The organism is Streptomyces racemochromogenes (genome assembly GCF_044129415.1).
Taxonomy (GTDB): domain Bacteria; phylum Actinomycetota; class Actinomycetes; order Streptomycetales; family Streptomycetaceae; genus Streptomyces; species Streptomyces racemochromogenes_A.
On the sequence record NZ_JBBDHD010000005.1, the window covers coordinates 51,028 to 69,659 of the forward strand.

The 18,632-nt window shown below is 73.7% G+C and carries 17 protein-coding genes; 7 read left to right on the forward strand and 10 right to left on the reverse strand.

The window, feature by feature from the left end; all coding sequences use genetic code 11:
* Positions 1 to 63 precede the first annotated feature (63 nt).
* Positions 64 to 1,431, reverse strand: a complete 1,368-nt coding sequence (locus WDV06_RS03395; protein WP_395508076.1) for a rhodanese-like domain-containing protein — start codon at positions 1,429 to 1,431, stop codon at positions 64 to 66.
* A 509-nt stretch (positions 1,432 to 1,940) separates the two neighbouring features.
* Between WDV06_RS03395 and WDV06_RS03400 the strand changes: the two genes are divergently transcribed.
* Both WDV06_RS03400 and WDV06_RS03405 read left to right on the forward strand, forming a co-directional pair.
* The gene (locus WDV06_RS03400) at positions 1,941 to 2,537 is read left to right on the forward strand and encodes an Rv1733c family protein (RefSeq protein ID WP_395508077.1); all 597 of its coding nucleotides are present in this window, start codon (positions 1,941 to 1,943) and stop codon (positions 2,535 to 2,537) included.
* Complete coding sequence (locus WDV06_RS03405; RefSeq protein WP_395508078.1) at positions 2,530 to 5,202, forward strand: cation-translocating P-type ATPase; 2,673 nt, start codon at positions 2,530 to 2,532, stop codon at positions 5,200 to 5,202. The genes WDV06_RS03400 and WDV06_RS03405 overlap by 8 nt, the downstream gene beginning before the upstream one ends.
* A 23-nt stretch (positions 5,203 to 5,225) precedes the next feature.
* On the opposite strand, the gene WDV06_RS03410 is transcribed toward WDV06_RS03405, so the two are convergent.
* Genes WDV06_RS03410 through WDV06_RS03420 form a run of 3 tightly spaced genes read right to left on the reverse strand, consistent with a single transcriptional unit; the run spans position 5,226 to position 7,369 of the window.
* Positions 5,226 to 5,825 (reverse strand): CBS domain-containing protein, encoded by a 600-nt coding sequence (locus WDV06_RS03410; protein ID WP_395508079.1) that lies wholly within the window; start codon positions 5,823 to 5,825, stop codon positions 5,226 to 5,228.
* An 11-nt stretch (positions 5,826 to 5,836) separates the two neighbouring features.
* Positions 5,837 to 6,439, reverse strand: a complete 603-nt coding sequence (locus WDV06_RS03415; protein ID WP_395508080.1) for a CBS domain-containing protein — start codon at positions 6,437 to 6,439, stop codon at positions 5,837 to 5,839.
* Positions 6,440 to 6,466: 27 nt separating this feature from the next.
* On the reverse strand, positions 6,467 to 7,369 hold the full coding sequence (locus WDV06_RS03420; protein WP_395508081.1) for a universal stress protein: 903 nt from the start codon (positions 7,367 to 7,369) through the stop codon (positions 6,467 to 6,469).
* Between the two features lie 184 nt (positions 7,370 to 7,553).
* Between WDV06_RS03420 and WDV06_RS03425 the strand changes: the two genes are divergently transcribed.
* Positions 7,554 to 9,281 (forward strand): sensor histidine kinase, encoded by a 1,728-nt coding sequence (locus tag WDV06_RS03425; protein WP_395508082.1) that lies wholly within the window; start codon positions 7,554 to 7,556, stop codon positions 9,279 to 9,281.
* 169 nt (positions 9,282 to 9,450) lie between these two features.
* Here the strand turns inward: WDV06_RS03425 and WDV06_RS03430 are convergent, their stop codons facing one another.
* Positions 9,451 to 9,942, reverse strand: coding sequence for a CBS domain-containing protein (locus WDV06_RS03430; protein ID WP_395508083.1), 492 nt, complete (start codon positions 9,940 to 9,942; stop codon positions 9,451 to 9,453).
* Between the two features lie 174 nt (positions 9,943 to 10,116).
* On the opposite strand from WDV06_RS03430, the gene WDV06_RS03435 reads away from it, so the two are divergent.
* Positions 10,117 to 10,449, forward strand: a complete 333-nt coding sequence (locus WDV06_RS03435) for a hypothetical protein (RefSeq protein ID WP_395508084.1) — start codon at positions 10,117 to 10,119, stop codon at positions 10,447 to 10,449.
* Positions 10,450 to 10,495: 46 nt separating this feature from the next.
* On the opposite strand, the gene WDV06_RS03440 is transcribed toward WDV06_RS03435, so the two are convergent.
* The 3 genes from WDV06_RS03440 to WDV06_RS03450 all read right to left on the reverse strand — a co-directional run bounded on the left by WDV06_RS03440 (position 10,496) and on the right by WDV06_RS03450 (position 13,397).
* Positions 10,496 to 11,155, reverse strand: a complete 660-nt coding sequence (locus WDV06_RS03440; RefSeq protein WP_395508085.1) for a CBS domain-containing protein — start codon at positions 11,153 to 11,155, stop codon at positions 10,496 to 10,498.
* Between the two features lie 78 nt (positions 11,156 to 11,233).
* Positions 11,234 to 11,944: a response regulator gene (locus WDV06_RS03445; RefSeq protein ID WP_395508086.1), complete on the reverse strand. Its 711-nt coding sequence runs from the start codon at positions 11,942 to 11,944 to the stop codon at positions 11,234 to 11,236.
* 106 nt (positions 11,945 to 12,050) lie between these two features.
* Positions 12,051 to 13,397 carry a phosphoribosyltransferase family protein gene (locus WDV06_RS03450; RefSeq protein WP_395508087.1) on the reverse strand — a complete coding sequence of 449 codons (1,347 nt, stop codon included), beginning with the start codon at positions 13,395 to 13,397 and terminating at the stop codon, positions 12,051 to 12,053.
* A gap of 234 nt (positions 13,398 to 13,631) precedes the next feature.
* Here WDV06_RS03450 and WDV06_RS03455 point away from each other — a divergent pair, with 234 nt between their 5' ends.
* The 3 genes from WDV06_RS03455 (at position 13,632) to WDV06_RS03465 (ending at position 15,989) form a co-directional block, all read left to right on the forward strand.
* On the forward strand, positions 13,632 to 14,051 hold the full coding sequence (locus WDV06_RS03455) for a CBS domain-containing protein (RefSeq protein ID WP_395508088.1): 420 nt from the start codon (positions 13,632 to 13,634) through the stop codon (positions 14,049 to 14,051).
* A gap of 175 nt (positions 14,052 to 14,226) precedes the next feature.
* On the forward strand, positions 14,227 to 15,483 hold the full coding sequence (locus tag WDV06_RS03460) for an SLC13 family permease (RefSeq protein ID WP_395508149.1): 1,257 nt from the start codon (positions 14,227 to 14,229) through the stop codon (positions 15,481 to 15,483).
* 5 nt (positions 15,484 to 15,488) lie between these two features.
* Positions 15,489 to 15,989, forward strand: coding sequence for a universal stress protein (locus WDV06_RS03465; RefSeq protein ID WP_395508089.1), 501 nt, complete (start codon positions 15,489 to 15,491; stop codon positions 15,987 to 15,989).
* Positions 15,990 to 16,059: 70 nt separating this feature from the next.
* Here WDV06_RS03465 and aspA read toward each other — a convergent pair whose 3' ends face one another.
* Both aspA and WDV06_RS03475 read right to left on the reverse strand, forming a co-directional pair.
* Complete coding sequence (gene aspA / locus WDV06_RS03470; RefSeq protein ID WP_395508090.1) at positions 16,060 to 17,469, reverse strand: aspartate ammonia-lyase; 1,410 nt, start codon at positions 17,467 to 17,469, stop codon at positions 16,060 to 16,062.
* A gap of 61 nt (positions 17,470 to 17,530) precedes the next feature.
* Entirely contained in the window at positions 17,531 to 18,541 is a 1,011-nt protein-coding gene (locus tag WDV06_RS03475; protein WP_395508091.1) for an asparaginase, read from the reverse strand.
* Positions 18,542 to 18,632 lie beyond the last annotated feature (91 nt).

Genomic DNA, 18,632 nt, shown 5'->3' on the forward strand with positions numbered 1-18,632 from the left:
GGCGGTGAGCGGACGGCCTCCGCCGCGGGCCGCCCCGACCATGGCGATGACGCCCCGAGCCGTTCAGCCGCCGGTACCGGTGGTGAGGGGCAGCCCGGCGCCGGCCGCGGTGGCGAAGGAGTCGTCCACGGCCACGACGTCGCGTCCGGCGGCGTCCAGCAGGGATGCGGCGATCGCCGCCCGCATGCCTCCCGCGCAGTGCACCCACACCGTTCCGGCGGGTACGTCGGCCAGACGGCGGTGGAGGTGGTGGACGGGGATGTGCACGGAGCCCGCGATCCAGCCCGTGGCGCGCTCGGAGTCCCGGCGCACGTCGAGGACGACGTCCGGGCCGGGGGCCCGGACCGCCAGGTCGGCGAAGGTGGCGCGGGGGAAGGAGCGCGGGCCGCGGCCGTCGGGTATCCAGTCGTGCACGGAGCCGGTGGCGGCGGCGGCCGGACGGTCGATGCCGACGCGGGCCAGTTCGCGCTGGGCGGCGGCGAGCTGGGCCGGCGACTCCGCGAGGAGGGTGACGGGCCTGCCCCAGGGGATCATCCAGGCCAGGTAGGTGGCGAGCCTGCCGTCCGCTTCGAAGTTGAACGAGCCGGCGACGTGGCCCTGCGCGAACGCGATCCGGTTGCGCAGGTCCACCACCCACTCCCCGCCGTCCAGGCGCCCGGCGATGTCGGCGGCGTCGGCCCGCGGGGGTGTGGTCAGGTCGATCGGAGCGGGGCCCGCGGCGTTGACCGGGCCCATGTGGGCGTAGTAGGCGGGCACGTCGTCCAGGCCGGCCAGCAGAGCGGTGACGAAGGCGTCGGCGTCCTCGACGAGTGCGGCGTTGCCCGCCTTCTCCTTGCCGATGGTGGTGGCGTTCCCCTCGGACCGGGAGGAGGCGCAGAAGCTTCCGAACCCGTGGGTCGGCAGCACCGGCGTCTCGTCCGGCAGCTCGGCGGCCAGCCTGCGGGCGGAGGCGTGCTGGGCGCGCGCCAGCCGTTCGGTCAGCCTCGGCTCGACCAGGTCGGGGCGGCCCACCGAGCCGATCAGCAGCGAACCGCCGGTGAAGACGGCGGCCACCGCCCCGCGGTCCTCCAGGACGTAGGAGGTGTGGTGCGGGGTGTGCCCCGGTGTGGCCATCGCCCGCAGGGTGAGGCCGGCGTCCACGCGCACCGTGTCCCCGTCGCGGACCGGGGTGCGGGCGAAGGAGACGCGCGCGGCGGCGGGCAGGAGGTAGGCGGCGCCGGTGATCCGCGCCAGGTGCAGGCCGCCGGTGACGTAGTCGTTGTGCACGTGCGTCTCCACCACGTGTGAGAGGCGCACTCCCCGCGCGGCCGCCGCGGCCAGGACCCGGTCGATGTCGCGCGGCGGGTCCACCACCACCGCCGCTGCGGTGGCACCCGCCAGGTAGCCGCGGTTTCCGAGGCCCTCGGTGTAAATCGCATCGATGAAGAACACGGTGATCCCTTCGGCCGGTCCGCACCCCCGGGGGTACTTCTTCCTACTCCTGCGTGCGCGGTGTGGCCAGGGCCGATCGGTCCCGTTCCCGAGCGGACCACTCGGCCCCCGCCGACTGGCCCTCTCGGCACTGCGGAACCCCTGCGCCACGGCGTGATCGTGGAACCCGGACGCCACGCCGGCGCCGCCTCACCGGAAGGGTGAGCACGATGGAGCGCACACGGATCCGGACCCGGCCCCAGCAGCCCCGTCGACCCGCCCCGCTGGACCTGCGCACGCCGTCCGGGCGCCTCCTGCCGTACTGAACCGCCGCCGGCGCCCCGGCCATGGAGGACGTCAGGGCACTCACGCGGCCGCCGCGTCCTGGCCGGCGCCGAGGACCGTCCCACCAGCCCGGCCCAGCCCGGCCCGAGCGGAACCCACGTCATCCGCGTGACACTGATATCAGCCCACGGGGTCGACCCGAACCGGATCGCCGGGCCGGCCCGCACGCAGCGCGGAGGCGCATCATGGACGACCGGACGACGGGACCGGGGACCAATCCGCTGCGACGGAAGGCCGACCGCACGCGTGCGTGCCTGCACGCGGCCTTCGCCGTGGCCTGCCTCATCGCCCTGGTCTGCGGTGTCGCCGTCGGCGGGGGCGCCTGGAGCCGGAGCACCCGCGCGGCGGAGACGTTGGCGCGACAGCGGCACGACGTCCCGGCGGTCACGGTCGGCCGCACCACCTACCAGGCCGGTGACGGGCCGGGCGGGACGCCCGTCACCGTCGCCCCCGCCACGTGGCGCTATCCCGCCGACCGGCCGCACTCGGGCACCCTTCCCGTGCCCGTGGGCACCCGCCCGGGCGACACCGTCCGCCTCTGGGTCGACGACTCCGGCAACGCGGCCACCGCGCCGCCCGGCAAGGTGGACATCGGGCTGGAGGCGTTCGGCCTCGGTACGGGAGCCCTCACCGCCGTCCTGCTCGTCTCGGGCCTCCTGGTCCGCGTAGGGCTCGGGATCGTCGACGCCCGCACCTCCCGCGCCTGGGAGAGCGAATGGGAGGGCGTCGAACCCGTGTGGTCCGGGCGCCTGCGGCCCGGTCAGGGAGCCGATGATGGCTGACAGCGCCGTCGACCCGGACCTCACCCCGGCCACCACCCCGGATCCGCTTGAGCCCCTGCCGCTGCTGCGCCGCGAACTGCACACCGGGCCGCTGGGCCTGTCGAGCCGGGAGGCGGAACGGCGTCTGGCGGTCTACGGTCCCAACGAGGTCCGCCGCACCTCCCAGCCGGGCATCCTGCGGGAACTGCTGAGGCAGCTGGTCCACCCGTTGGCCCTGCTGCTCTGGGCGGCGGCCGCGCTCGCGTTCATCGCCGGCATCGGCGTGCTGGGCTGGGCGATCGCCGCCGTCGTCCTGCTCAACGCGGGCTTCGCCCTCGTCCAGGAGCGGCAGGCGGAGAAGGCCGTCGAGACCCTGGCCCGCTACCTGCCCGCACAGGCCCGGGTGATCCGCGACGGGCAGCCCCGGCACGTCCCCGCCCGTGACCTCGTGCCGGGAGACCTCATCGTCCTCGAAGAAGGCGACCGGATCCCGGCGGACGCCCGCCTGAGCGAAGGCGGCATCGAAGCCGACCTGTCCATGCTCACGGGCGAGTCCACCCCCGTCGAACGCCTGGCCGGCCCCGGTCTGCAAGCGGTACCGGTGCTCCAGGAGCCGAACCTCGTCTTCAGCGGTACCACCGCCACCGAGGGACAGGCACAGGCGATCGTCTTCGCCACCGGTGACCACACCGAACTCGGCCGGATCGCCGCCTTGAGCCAGCGCACCCCCCGCGAGGCGAGCCCGCTGGAGAAGCAGGTCAAGAAGGTGGCCTGGCTGATCGCGGCGGTCGCCGTCGCGATGGGCGCGGTCTTCCTCGTGACCGGTGTGGCGGTCGGCCTGCCGCTGACGGACTCGCTGGTGTTCGCGATCGGCCTGCTCGTGGCCAACGTGCCCGAAGGACTGCTGCCCACGATCACCCTGGCCCTCGCTGTGGGCGTCCGCGCGCTGGCCCGCCAGGGAGCGGTGATCAAGCGGCTGAGCGCCGTGGAGACCCTCGGTTCCACCGACGTCATCTGCACGGACAAGACCGGCACCCTCACCCGCAACGAGATGCGCCTGCACGGCTTCTGGACCCCCGAGGACCTCACGGCGGCAGGTCCCCGCAGTGCCGAGCTGATCCGCGCAGCAGCCCTGTGCACCACCGTGACCCGTGAGACCGACGGCCGGCTGCACGGAGATCCGACGGAGGTCGCCCTGGTCGAAGGAGCCGCCGAGCGGGCCGTGCCCGTCGACCCGGCCGACCGCGATGCCCACCGCCGGGCCTGTTTCCGGTTCGATCCCCGCCTGCGCCTGATGTCCGTGGTCCAGGCGACGGACCAGGGCCGCCTCCGCGTGGTGGCCAAGGGCGCCCCGGAGGCCGTCCTGTCACTGCTGACGGACGGGGAGCCCGCCCGTCGGGCGCAGACGGCGGCGGACGGGCTGGCGGCGGACGGCATGCGGGTGCTGGCGGTCGCCGTGCGCGACCTGCCCGCCGGCACCCCGCCCCCGACGCAGCGCCGGCAGGCCGAGGGGGGCCTGCACCTGCTCGGGCTGGTCGGCCTCTACGATCCGCCGCGCCCGGAAGTCGCGGCCGCTGTCCGGCGTTGCCACCGGGCAGGCCTCACCGTGCACATCGTGACCGGCGACAGCGGGGCCACGGCCGCCTCGATCGCCCGTGCCGTCGGCATCGGCGTGCCGAGGCTGCGGGTGATCGCCCAGTCCGAGGCGATCGACGACCACCACCTCGACGACCTGCTCCGGGAGGGCGGCACCGAGATCGTCTTCGCGCGGTCCTCACCCGAGACGAAGCTGAAGGTGGCCGACGCCCTCAGGAGCCACGGGCGGACCGTCGCCATGACCGGCGACGGCGTGAACGACGCGCCCGCCCTGCACCGCGCCCACATCGGTGTCGCCATGGGCCGCTCGGGCACCGACGTGGCCCGCGAGGCCTCGACCATGGTCCTGACCGACGACAACTTCGCCACCATCGTCACGGCGGTCGAATCCGGCCGGCGGGTCTACGACAACGTCCGCAAGTTCATCGTCTACATCTTCGCCCACCTCACCCCCGAGGTCGTGCCGTTCGTCGTCTTCGCGCTCTCCGCCGGCACCGTCCCCCTGCCGCTGACCGTGCTGCAGATCCTCGCCGTCGACCTCGGCACCGAGACCCTCCCCGCCCTCGCGCTCGGCCGTGAGCGCGCCGAACCCGGCATCATGTCCCGGCCGCCCCGGCCCAGCACCCAGGGCGTGATCAGCAAGGACATGCTCGTCCGCAGCTGGGGCCGGCTCGGCACCGTCTCCGCCGCCCTGGTCATGACAGGCTTCTTCTACGTCCTCTGGCGCGCGGGCTGGCACCCCGGCGACCCGACCGGCCCGGGCACCCCCCTCCACCACGCCTACCTGACGGCGACCACCGCCACCTTCGCCGGCATCGTCACCTGCCAGGTCGGCACCGCCATCGCCGCCCGCACCGACCACGCGGCCCTGCGCGACATCGGCTTCTTCACCAACCCCCTGCTGCTCGCCGGGATCGGCTTCGAGCTCGCCTTCACCGCGGCCCTCGTCTACGCACCCCCGCTCCAGCACCTCTTCGGCACCGCGGCCCTGCCCCTGGACGTCGTCGCCCTCATCGCGGTCTTCCCGCCCCTGGTCTGGGGAACCGACGAACTCCGCCGCTCGGTCCTGCGCCGGCGGCACCGCTCCTGACCCCGGCCGTCCGGCAGTCCCCTTCAGCGGTCGGCGGTGGCCGGGACACCGACGAGTCTGCTGTCGACGTCCACGACGCCGTCGACGCTCTGGCAGAGCCGGACGATCACGGTCAGGAGCTCGGGACGGGACACCGTGCCGCTGAGCGTCACCAGCCCGTCGTCCACCCCGACGGTGATCGAGGAGGGAGGGATGCCCAGGGTCCGGGTGAGGACGTCCTCCACGACTTCCTCCTGGATGGCGCGGTCGTGGCGGAGGAACAGCCGGATCAGGTCGCTCCGGCTGAGTACGCCGCTCACCCGTCCGTCCCCGTCGACGACCGGCAGGCGTTTGACTCCGTGCCGCTGCATCACCCGTGCCGCACGGACCACGCTCCACTCGGGGCGGGCCGTGATGGCCGGGCGCGTCATCAGGTCCTCGGCGGTCGGTGAGCCCCCGGCGGCGCGGCGGCGGAGCAGATCGGCCTCGGACACGACGCCGACGGGCCGCCCGTCCTCGTCGACGACGGGCACGGCCGTGATGTCGAACTCCTGGAGGAGCCGGGCGATTTCCTTGAACGCGGTGGCGGGACGGACCGTGATGGCCGTCGGTGTCATCAGTTCTGCGACGCTGCGGTGCCTCATGGGTGCCTTCCTCAGGAGGCCACGGGGACCGTGAAGTCGGCTGTCACGTCGACGACTCCCGGTACGGTGCCGGCGGCGCGTACCACCACGTCTTCCAGCGTGGGATCCGTCAGCGAGCCGTACAGGTGGGCGACACCGCTCGCGACGTGGACGTGGATCTCGGCCGAGCCGCGCGGGATGAGCTGGTACATGATCAGTTCACGGACCTCGGCAGCGATGTCGGCGTCGGGACGCAGGTACACCTTCAGCAGGTCGCCGCGGCTGACGACGCCGATCAGGCGGCCCTCGCCGTCGACCACCGGAAGCCGCTTCAGGTGGCGGCGGGCCATCAGACGTGCCGCGGCCGGGATCGTGGCGTCCTTCGACACCGTCACGGCCGGACGCGTCATCAGCCGCTCCGCGGTCGTCGCACGGTGGGGGTCGGTGTCCCGCGCGTCGAGCAGCAGGTCGGCTTCCGAGACGATGCCGGTCACCCGTCCGTCGCCGGCCAGCACGGGGAGGGCGCTGACGTTCCACATCCGCAGCGCTTCCACGACGTCCTTGAACGCGGTGTCCTGGCCGACGGAGATCACGGCGTGGGTCATCACGTCGTCGACGGTGCGCAGGTGCTTCATGGTCTGTCCTCTGCTGTCGGTCACTCTTCAGGCGTGCGCGACGATGGCGACGGGCGCCGCCGCGTGGTGGAGTACGGCGTGGGCGACGGGCCCCAGGTGCACGCCCAGCGGCGAGCGGCGAAGACGGCGGCCCACCACGACCAGTCCCGCCTCCCGGGAGGCCTGGACGAGCCGCCCGCCCGCGGATCCCAGGAACACGCTGGTGGTGACCCGTACGTCCGGAAACTTGTGGCGCCAGGGCAGCAGCATGTCGTCGACCATGTGCGTGACGCTCAGTTCGACGTCCCGCTCGTTGTCCGGATCGAAGAAGGGGACGTACGTGTAGGCGGGGGGCATCTTCCACCCGTGTACGGCTCGCAGCGGGCATCCGCGTCGGTCCGCCTCTTCGAAGGCGAAGGCGAGCATCCGGTCGCCGGCCTCGTGGATGTCGACGCCCACGACCAGCTCGGCGGCACCGGTGCCGGGGCCGTCCGGATCGTCGGCGACGCGGACGAGGACGACCGGGGTGTCGGTCGCTGTCACGGTGGACAGCGCCACCGAGCCGATGAGGAAGCCGACCAGGCCGCCCAGTCCGCGTGAGCCCAGGACCAGCAGCGCGGCATCGGCGGCCTCGGCTGCGAGGGCGGCCGCCGGCCGGCCCGTCGGGCACCGGGACGTGATCTCCAGGCCCGGGTGGCGCCGGCGCAGTTCCTCGGCCGCCTCGGCCAGGGCCTGGTCCGCCCACCGGTCCACGTCCTGCCTGCCCAGGCCGGGGAGCACCGGGTCCAGTGGCCAGTCGACGGCGTGGACCAGCCGCAGGGGTACCTGCCGCAGCACGGCCTCCCGCGCCGCCCAGCGGGCGGCCGCCCGGCTCTCGGCGGAGCCGTCGACCCCGACCGCCACATGGTTGTCCACGATGACCAGCTCCTTCGCGCGGTGGCCCGGCGTCATCCACCCCGAGGCTCCATGGGGCCCTCCCTGTGCCTTCACCCTCCGCCGGAGCGGGGGGAGGAATCGAGGGCCGAACGGTCCCGTCCCGGGGCCGAAAGGGAAGAAGGCGTCCGCGGTTGGAGCTACCGTGGACTCGTGGTCCTCTCATGGTTGCCTCACCGGTGCCTCCGGCCGGAGGTGGGACATGAGCGCGGGTGACGCGCCTGCCCGGCCGGGTGTGCCACGGCTGCGGCTGGACGAACTGCTCGACGAGCTCCAGGCCCGGATCGACGAGGTCAGGGGCACCCGGGACCGGCTGAACGGTCTCCTGGAAGCCGTCATGTCGGTGGGGCGCGAGCTGGACCTGCCCCAGGTGCTGCGCGGCATCGTCGAAGCCGCCGTGGTCCTCGTGGACGCGGAGTACGGGGCCCTGGGCGTGATCGGCGACGACAAGAGGCTCGCCCAGTTCCTGCCCGTCGGCATCAGCGACGAGCTCCGTGCCCGCATCGGTGACCTGCCCTCCGGGCACGGCATCCTCGGCGAGCTGATCCGCCACCCGGAGCCCCTGCGCCTGTCCGAGCTGTCGGAGCACGAGGCCTCGTACGGCTTCCCCGCGCACCACCCGCCCATGCACTCGTTCCTCGGGGTTCCCATCCGGGTCCGCGAGGACGTGTTCGGGAACCTCTATCTGACCGAGAAGCGCGGTGGCGCCGACTTCGACGCCGAGGACGAGGCGGTGCTGGCCACCCTCGCCGTCGCAGCGGGCATCGCCATCGAGAACGCCCGCCTGTTCGAGGAGGTCAGGCTGCGCGAGCGCTGGCTGGCGGCCAGCTCCGACATCACCAGCGCCCTGCTGTCCGGCGCCCCCGAGGCCGAGGTCCTGGAGGGGATGCTCGAACGCGCCAAGGACATCACCGGCGCCGACATGGGCGTGTTCTACCTCCTCGGCGCCTCCGGCGAGCTGCGCGGCTCCCTCGCTCTCGGGGACGGCGCCGAAGCCCACCGCGGGATCGTCCTCCCCAGCACCCGGGGCACCCTTGCCGAGGCCGCCCTGGCCCAGGACGGCTTCATCACGGTCGCGGAGGTCCAGTCCGACCCGCGGGTCACGGTGCAGCGGGAACGCTGGACCGGCTTCGGGCCGGCCGTCGCCGTGACCGTCGGCACCAAGGAGCGGCTGAGCGGCGTCCTGATGCTGGCCAGGCGGCACGGCCGACCGGCGTTCGCCCCGGCGGAGGTCGCCGCGCTGCCCGGTTTCGCCGGGCAGGCGGCCCTGGCCCTGGAGCTCGCCGACCGGCGGCGCGACGCCGAGCAGATGAGCATGCTGGAGGACCACGACCGCATCGCCCGCGATCTCCACGACCTCGCCATCCAACGCCTCTTCGCCACCGGCATGACCCTCCAGAGCGCCCAGCGCTTCGTCGACCACCCCGAGGCGCACGAGCGACTCGCCAGGGCGGTCGACGACCTCGACGCCACCATCAAGATCATCCGCTCGACCATCTTCGGGCTCCGCGAGCACGAGGCGGGGACGGGCTCGAAACTGCGCTCCCGCGCCGTCCAGACCTTGGACGAGGCATCATCCGGCCTCGGTTTCGCCCCCGCGCTGCGCATGGAAGGCCTGATCGACACGGACGTACCGCCCGCCGTGGCGGACGAGGCGCTCGCCGTCCTCGGTGAAGCCCTCAGCAACGTCGCCCGGCACGCCCGGGCGACGCGCGCGGAGGTCGCGATCGTCGCGGCGCACGGGGTGCTGACGCTCACGGTGACCGACGACGGCGTCGGCCTGCCCGAAGGCGGCCGGCGCAGCGGACTGGGCAACCTCGCCGAACGGGCCGAGAGGCTCGGAGGCCGTATGGAAGCCTCCGCGCGCGGGGACGGGACGCGCGGCACCCGCCTGGAGTGGCAGGTGCCCCTGGTCGCGCCGGCGGTGTGACCGAAGCCGGGCGTACGCGGCGCCGCCGCGGCTCGGGATCCAGGGCCGTCCGGGGCCGGAAAGGTACCGTTCGGCCCTGTCCCGCCCGGGCGGGTGGTGCTGTGATGAAGGTGACGGAAAGAGTTCCGTGAGGATGCGGAGGAGCGGTCGGGGGCCGCGCACCGCACGATCAGGATCCGCGAGAAGCGGTTGGACTCTTTCCGCCCCCTTGTGCGCGCGTGCCGATCTCGTCCCGGGGGCCGGGAGGCTCCTCCAGGACGCTCCAGGCGATGGGGCCGAGCAGGTCCGCCACTCTCCGGAACACGTCCATCAGCAGATCGTCCACGGTCAGCATGCCCACGACTCGCTGTCCGTCGAGCACGGGAAGGCGCCGGACCCCGGCGTTGCGGAAGGTCCGGTACGCGGCGTGGATGTCGTCGCCCACGCCGACCGTGACGGCGGGAGTCGTCATGACCTCCCGCACGGGGGCGTCGCGGTCGAGCCCGGGGGCCACCGCCCGGACCGCGATGTCACGATCGGTGACGATGCCGCGCAGGGCTCCGCCCTCCGTCACGGCCAGGCAGCCGACGCCGTGGACGCCCATCCGCCGGGCCGCCTCTCCGATGGTCGCCGTGGCGGCGACGGACACCGCGGGCGTGGACATGCAGGCCGAAACGTTCATCGCCCCGCTCCTTCCGGCCGGATCCGTGAGCTCACCGTAGGCCCGGGGAGAAGGCCGGGGGAGGGCCATGCGGACCCGCGGCGCGGGACCGCATGGCCCTGGGCGGCACCGCGCGGGTCCGCCACCATGACAAGCGGAAAGCGACCAGTACTCCCGTCGCCGAGGTGATCCGAGATGGCAACCACGACCTGGACCACCACCGGGGTCTTCACGGGCCCGGGCGGGACGCTCACGGAGACGGCCGGAACGCTCACGGGGGAACTGGCGGTGCGCACCACGTGGGAGCCGGAGCGGGCACACGTCGCCGTCCAGTACGTGGGCGGGGCCGAGTGGCACGCCCTGGCGGGCAGCCCCGTGCCCTGCCCGTCCGCGGAGGCCGGCCGCTCGGTCCACCAGAGCGCGGTGGACGCCGTCCGCGCCGGAGGTTCGACTCCCTTCGCCCCCTGGCCGATCGCCTCCGCGGCACCGCGCAGGACGGACGGGGTGCCGACGCGGGCCGCCGGCTGAACGGGCCTCGTGAGCCGGCCGGTCAGGAGTGACGGGCCGGCTCGGCTCAGGGGCGTTCCCGGCCGTCGTCCGTCTGCCAGGCGAGCCGCTCCGTGACCGCGACGACGCCGTCGACGCTACGGCAGAGCCGTTCGAGGACGGGAACGAGGCTCCTGAAGGGCACCGTGCCCCCGAGGGTCACCTTGCCTTCCTCGACGCCGACGGAGACGGCCGCGGGATCCAGGTGGAGGGTCCGGTCGAGGATGTCGCCGGTGATCTCGCGGCGGATGGCCTCGTCGTCGCGGAGGAAGATCCGCAGCAGGTCCCCCCGGGTGACGATGCCCACGAGGACGTCGGCGTCATCGACGACGAGGAGTCGCTTGACCCGTTGGCCCTCCATGAGCCGGGCGGCCTCCGCCACGGTCCAGTCGGGGCGGGCGCAGACGGCCGGCGCCGACATCAGCTCCTCCGCCGTCGTACCGGCGGCCTTGTCGCTCTCCCACGGTTCGGGGCGCGGCAGGGAGCGGAACCAGTCGCCCTGGTCGGCGGACTTCGGCAGGAGGTCGGCCTCGGAGATCACGCCGACCGGGTGGCCGGCGGCGTCCGTGACCGCCACCGCGGAGACTCCGTTCTCGCCGAGTGTGCGCACGATGTCCTTGAAGGTCGCGCGCCCGCGGACCGTGACGACCTCGCGGGTCATCAGCTCGCCCACTTCCCTGTGCCTCACCGTGTGCTCCTTCCCTTCGTCGCCGGGCACGCCGTCGCCGTCGGGCGGTCGCCCCTCCGGACCATTCGGTGTGTCCGGTCAGTGGTCGGGCGGTGGGGTGGTGCCCGGGTGTCCCTGGTCGCGGACCTGTGCGGCGATCACCGCCGCCTGGACGCGGCGTTCGACTCCCAGTTTCCCCAGCAGCCGGGAGATGTGGTTCTTGACGGTCTTCTCGGACAGGTAGAGCCGTTTGGCGATCTGACGGTTGGTGAGGCCGTCCCCGATCAGTTCCAGTACCGCCCGTTCCCGCTCGGACAGGCTGGTCAGCCGGGTGTCCGCGGGTTCCCTGGCGGGCTCGGGGTCGCGCAGCGAGTGCATCAGGCGGGCCGTGGTCGCCGGGTCGAGCATGGACTGGCCGGTGGCGACGGTACGCACCGCGGACACCAGGTCGGAGCCCTTGATCTGTTTGAGCACGTACCCGGCCGCCCCCGCCATGATGGCGTCCAGCAGGGCGTCCTCGTCGTCGAACGAGGTCAGCATCAGGCACGCCAGGTCCGGCATCCGGGAGCGCAGCTCCCGGCACACGGTGATGCCGTCACCGTCGGGCAGGCGGACGTCGAGGACCGCCACGTCCGGGCGCAGCGCGGGGCCGCGTGCCAGTGCCTGCTCCGCGGTACCCGCCTCCCCGACCACGGTGATGTCCGCCTCCGCGTCGAGGAGGTCCCGCAGCCCCCGCCGGACCACCTCGTGGTCGTCGAGCAGGAACACCTTGATCGGCGCCTCGGAGGGGCCGCCTGGTACGTCGGACATGTTCGCCGCCTGATCCGCACCTCGTTGGGCGTGCTTCCCCCCGTATTGTCTCAGCACGGGGACGGTACGCATCCGCACACCAGGGCCGCGCGCCGCCCGGCCGCCGTCAGGTCCCGCCCCCGCCGGAACGCCCGGTCGCGTTGCTCAGGGGCGCGAGGTGGCGGGTGAACCAGTCCAGCGCCGCGTCGGCCACGGCGTCGAGGGCTCCCGGTTCCTCGAACAGGTGGGTCGCGCCGGCGACCACGGCGAGCCGGTGCTCGCACCGCAGGTGCGCCGCGGCCTCGCGGTTCAGGTCCAGCACCTGGGAGTCCGCCCCGCCGACGATCAGCAGGGTCGGAGCGCGTACTGCCCCGAGCCGGGTGAGCGCCAGGTCGGGGCGGCCGCCCCGGGAGACGATCGCCGCGATGTCCGACCGCGGTTCGGCCGCGGCCACGAGCGCGGCCGCGGCCCCCGTGCTCGCTCCGAAGTAGCAGACGTGCAGGGGAAGCCGGAGCCGGAGCCAGCGCGTGGCCTGTGTGAGGCGCAGCGCGAGGAAGGGAATGTCGAACACCTTCGCACGGTCGTGCGCCTCGGCCGGGGTGAGGAGGTCGAAGAGCAGCGTCGCGAGTCCCGCCTCGCCGAGGACCTCGGCCACCCGGCGGTTGCGGGTGCTCAGACGGCTGCTGCCGCTGCCGTGCGCGAAGACGACGACGCCCGCCGCGTCCTCCGGCACGGCCAGCACACCCGGCAGGACCGTTCCGCCCGCGTCCACCAGCACCTCTCCCGTCCCGGCCGGGCTCGGCCGGCGCGTCCGTGCCGGTTCCGCCGGTTGCGTGCCGGACCGCGCCGCGGCCGCCAGCAGGGCCGAGACCTCCTCGTCACCGACCTGCGCGAAGTCCTCGTACCACTGGCCCACGGCGGAGAAGTGCGGGGGAGCCGACAGGCACACCACCGCGTCGGCCTCGCGCCGGAGCCGCTCCCACGCCTGCGGCGCCGCGACGGGCACGGCCAGGACCACCTGCGCGGCCCCCTGCGCCCGCGCCACCGCGCAGGCCACGGACGCGGTCGACCCGGTGGCCATTCCGTCGTCCACGATCACCACGGCGCGCCCGGCGAGCGGGGTCCGCTCCCGGTCTCGGCGGTAGCGTGCCGGCCGCCGCTCCAGCTCGGCCCGTTCAGCCTCCTCGACCCGCTCGCAGTCCCGCTCCTCCAGACGGGCCGCCCGGACCGTCTCGCGATCGAGCACCCGTACGCCGCCCTCGCCGATGGCGCCGAACGCCACCTCGGGCTGGAACGGAACCCCGAGTTTGCGGACCACGATCACGTCCAGCGGCGCCCCCAGGACACGCGCCACCTCAGCGGCGACCGGTACCCCGCCGCGGGGCAGCCCCAGGACCACCGGCCGCGCCAGACCCAGCCGGGCCACTTCCCCGGCCAGCAGCCGGCCGGCGGCGGTGCGATCCGGAAAGAACATGAGCGGCCTCCTGTCACGGCCCGGATCCGCCGGCAGGCACTGCGCGAAACGCCGCCGCGGACGGCGCAACCGCCCCCTCCAGCCACCGTACGGCCACCGCGCTCGCGCCGCCGCACGGAGGGAAGGAGAATGGAGCCAACGGATCCGATGCAGGACACCACGCTGCTCGGAGCCGTCCACAGCGCCCGGGCTCCGGGTTCGCGGCGCTGCCGCCTCACACACGAGGAGGCCGCCGTGGCGACCGCACGAGAGATCATGCACGAAGGCGCGTCTTGTGTGAAGGAAGACGAGACGCTCATGGAAGCGGCACGCCGCATGAGCGAGCTGGGAGTCGGGGCACTGCCCATCTGCGGGCCGGACGACCGGCTCCACGGGATCATCACGGACCGCGACATCGTCGTGAAGTGCCTCGCGAAGGGCAAGGACCCCGACCACATGACGGCGGGAATGCTCGCGCAGGGCAAGCCGTACACGGTCGCGGCGGACGCGGACAGCAAAGAGATCCTGCAGATCATGCAGGAACACCGCATCCGGCGCCTGCCCGTCATCGAAGACCACCGGCTGGTCGGCATGATCAGCGAGGCGGACCTGGCGAGGCACCTCACGGAGGAGCAGGTCGGTCATTTCGTCGAGACCATCTGCGCGGCCCCCTGACGCACCCCCGCCCGTCGAAGCCGCCCGCCGGGGCCCTCTCCGCGCGCCGGCCCGACCGGGCGGGATGCCGCGGCCCGGCCGCGGGGGGCGATGACGGTAGGCGGGCCGGAGTGGGTGAAGCTGTACGCGGACCCCTCCTCCCGCGCCCGCACCGCACCCCCGAAAGGCTCCGACCCTGAACGCCTCGCTCGCTGAAGCACTGTCCGTCGTCCTGCTCCTCGCGGTTCTGGCCTGTGCGGTGATCAGGCCCTGGGGCTGGCCGGAGGCGGTCGTGGCAGTCCCCGCCGCCGGGGTGGTCATCGCCGCCGGAGCGATCACTCCCGCCCAGGCGGCGGCCGAGGCCGCACGCCTCGGCCCGGTGATCGGCTTCCTCGCGGCCGTTCTGGTCCTGGCCCAGCTCTGCGACGACGAGGGGCTCTTCCACGCCTGCGGCGCCTGGATGGCGCGCCGGGCGGCCGGCCGTCCCCGCCGCCTGCTGGTCCTCGTCTTCGTGATGGCCTCCCTGATCACCGCGGTCCTCAGCCTCGACGCCACCGTGGTGCTGCTGACTCCGGTGGTCTTCGCCACCGCCGCCCGGCTGGGCGCCCGCGCCAAGCCGCACGTCTACGCCTGCACCCACCTGTCGAACACCGCCTCGCTGCTGCTGCCGGTCTCCAACCTGACCAACCTGCTGGCGTTCGCCGCCAGCGGCCTGGCCTTCACCCGGTTCGCCGCGCTGATGACGCTGCCCTGGCTGGCCGCGATCGCCGCCGAGTACGTGGTGATCCGCCGCTTCTTCGCCACCGACCTGGACGCGGGCGCCGACGCCCCGCCCGCCGCCGACCCCCCGGAGCTGCCCCTGTTCGCCCTGCTCACGGTGGCGGGCACGCTCGCGGGATTCGTCCTGGCCTCGGTACTCGGCATCGACCCGGCCTGGGCGGCAGCCGCGGGCGCCGCCGTCCTGGCCACCCGCGCCCTGGCACGGCGGCGCACCACCCCGGTGGCGATCGTGCGGGCCGCGGCGCTGCCGTTCTGCGTCTTCGTGCTGGCCCTGGGCATCGTCGTCCAGGCCGTGGTCGACAACGGCCTCGCGGACGTGCTGGGCCGTGTGATTCCGACCGGGACCGACCTGCCGGCCCTCCTCGCCATCGCGGGGCTGGCGGCCGTTCTGGCGAACGTCATCAACAACCTGCCCGCCGTGCTGGTGCTGCTCCCGCTGACCGCCCCCACCGGTCCGGGCGCCGTCCTGGCCGTGCTGCTCGGGGTGAACATCGGCCCCAACCTCACCTACGCCGGCTCCCTCGCCACGCTGCTGTGGCGGCGCATCGTCCGCGAACACGACACCGACGTGGAACTGGGGGAGTTCACCCGGCTCGGCCTGCTCGCCACGCCGGCCGCCCTGGTGCTCTCGGTCCTGGCACTGTGGGTGTCACTCCACACGATCGGAGGCTGAACACGGTGACCGTCATCGTCTGGATCGTCGAGGGCACCTGGCCCGCCTGTGTAGACGCCGCACGCGCGCACACTCCCGCGGACGCCGAGCCGGTCCTGCTCCATGTCAGCGCCCCCCAGACGCCCGGTCTCGCGCACGGCGCCTACGCCGGGCTGCTGGGCCGGGCCCGTCCCGATCGCGATCCAGGCACGCGGGTCGAGCACCTGGCCCACGCGGCGGGCGAGGAGCTCCTGGCCGACGCGGCCGAGCGGCTGGGGCGTCCGTGCACCCGGCGGGAACGCGCGGGCCGCCCCGAACGCGAAGTCGTGGCGGCGGCGGAGGGAGCCGACCTGCTCATCCTCGCCCGCGACGGCGACCGCACCCACCTGGGCCCCCGCAGCCTGGGGCCCGAAAGCCGCTTCATCGTCGATCACGCCCCCTGTCCGGTCCTGCTCGTCTGGCCGGAGAGCGCCCCGTCCGTGGCCACCATCCCGCAGCCGCCGCCGCACCCTCCGCACGAGCGCTGAACGGCGCCCCGGCAGGCGGAGGTGGTGCGGGCGGCGACCGCCTGGGAGGTGTGCGCCGGGTCGGACCGGGTCAGGTGCGGGCCGGGCCGGTTCCCGCGATGACCTCGGGCCGCAGCAGGGCGGCGAGCCGCTCGGCCGGCAGCAGTCCCCGTTCCAGGACGAGTTCGGCCACACCCCGGCCGCTGACGAGGGCCTCCTTGGCGATGTCGGTGGCGGCGGTGTATCCGATGTGCGGGTTCAGGGCGGTCACGAGGCCGATGGAGTTCTCGACGGTGGCGCGCAGCATCTCGGTGTTGGCGGTGATGCCGCTCACGCAGCGTTCCGCGAGGGTGAGGCAGGCGGCGCGCAGGTGGGTGACGGACTTCGAGAGCGAGTGCAGGATGACGGGTTCGAAGGCGTTGAGCTGGAGCTGTCCGGCTTCGGCGGCCATGGTGATGGTGATGTCGTTGCCGATCACCTCGAAGGCGACCTGGTTGACGACCTCGGGGATCACCGGGTTGACCTTGCCCGGCATGATGCTCGAACCGGCCTGGACCGGCGGCAGGTTGATCTCGCCGAGTCCGGCGCGCGGCCCGGAGGACAGCAGGCGCAGGTCGTTGCAGGTCTTCGACAGCTTGACGGCGATGCGCTTGAGGACGCCGGACATCTGGACGAAGGCGCCGCAGTCCTGGGTGGCCTCGACCAGGTCCGGGGCGGTGACCAGGGGCAGACCGGTGATGTCGGCGAGGTGGCGGCGGGCGGCCTCGGCGTATCCGGCCGGGGCGTTGAGGCCGGTGCCGATGGCGGTGGCGCCGAGGTTGATCTCGTGGATGAGTCCGAGGGCCTCCGCGAGCCGGCTGCGGTCCTCGTCGAGCATGACGGCGAAGGCGGAGAACTCCTGTCCGAGCGTCATCGGCACGGCGTCCTGGAGCTGGGTCCGGCCCATCTTCAGCACGTCGTGGAACTCGGCGGCCTTGCGGGCGAAGGCGTTCTGCAGGACGGCCATGGCGTCCAGCAGGCCGCGCACCGCGAAGACGGTGGCGATCCGCACGGCGGTCGGGTAGACGTCGTTGGTGGACTGGCCGAGGTTGACGTCCTCGTTGGGGTGCAGGTGCAGGTACGCGCCCTTGGGGTGGCCCAGCAGCTCCAGCGCGCGGTTGGCGATGACCTCGTTGGCGTTCATGTTGGTCGAGGTGCCCGCGCCGCCCTGGATGACGTCGACGACGAACTGGTCGTGGAGCTTGCCGCCGCGGATCTCCTGGCAGGCGGCGACGATCACGGCCGCCTTCGTGGGATCCAGCAGCCCGAGTTCCCCGTTGGCGAGGGCGGCGGCCTCCTTGACGGCGGCGAGGGCGTCGATCAGGTGCGGATAGGCGGAGATGGGCGTGCCGGTGATGGGGAAGTTCTCGGTGGCGCGCAGGGTGTGGACGCCCCAGTAGGCGTCGGCGGGGACGTCGCGGTCTCCGAGCAGGTCGTGTTCACTGCGGCTGGAGGCGGTCATGGGTGTGCGGGTCCTCTTCCTGAGGTGGGCGGATCAAGGGGGGGGAACGGGAAAGGGGGGCTCAGGCGGGGGCGCCGGGCGGGTGGAGTGCCGCCACCGGCCGGATGCCGCCGACCGTCCGGCCGCCGCCGGTCACCGGCGCGCCCGCGAATCCGGCCAGCGACCGGGGCTCGACTCCCGCACGTGCGAGGGCGGCGGCCGTCACCGGGACGCGCGCCCGGTCGGCCCCGTCGGCGATCTTCACGGCGACGGCCCGGCCGTCCGGCAGGGCGGCGAGCTGGACGCCCTCGAAGCCGTCCTTCACCAGCAGCCCGGGCACCGCGCGCATCAGTGCGGCCGTGTCGCGCCCCGTCCCGGAGGCCATTTCCGGATGGAGGCGCAGCGCGTTCGCGACCCGGTGCTCGGCGGTGTCCGGCGCGGCCGTGGCGATGCGGGCGGCGGCCCGGGCCAGGCCGTGCAGGGACACCGAGAACAGCGGGGCCCCGCACCCGTCGACGGTGACGTCCGCGACGTGCTGACCGGTGAGCTCCTCGACGACCTCGGCGATCGTCCTCTGGAGCGGGTGGTCCGCATCGAGGTAGCTCTCCAGGGGCCACCCGGCCAGCGTGCACAGGTACAGCATCGCCGCGTGCTTGCCGGAGCAGTTCTGGGCGAGCCGGGACGGCCCGCGGCCCTCTCGCAGCCAGGCGTCCCGGACGGCCGGCGCGTAGGGCAGGTCGGGGACGTTGCGCAGGTCGGCCTCGGTGAGACCGGCCAGCTGAAGGATCAGCCGGGTACCCGCGAGGTGGTGCTCCTCGCCGGAGTGGCTGCCCATCGCGAGGGAGAGCAGGGCTCCGTCGAGCGGCAGTCCGGCCCGGACCATCGCGACGGCCTGGACCGGCTTGAGCGCCGAGCGCGGATGGCAGGCGGCCTCGATGTCTCCGATGGCGAAACGGATCTCGCCCGCGCCGTCGAGGACGACGACGGAGCCGTAGTGGACTCCCTCGATCACGCCGCCCCGCACCACATGGGCGACGGGGGCGTGCCGGGGCTCGCGGACCGCGGGAGCGTCCGCGAGGAGAGGACTGCGCATCACTGCCTCGTTCGGTGGTGGGTCGATGCCGACCGGGGATGGCGGAAGGCGCTCCGCCACCCCGGCGCAGACGGACGGGCGGGCGTCCGGC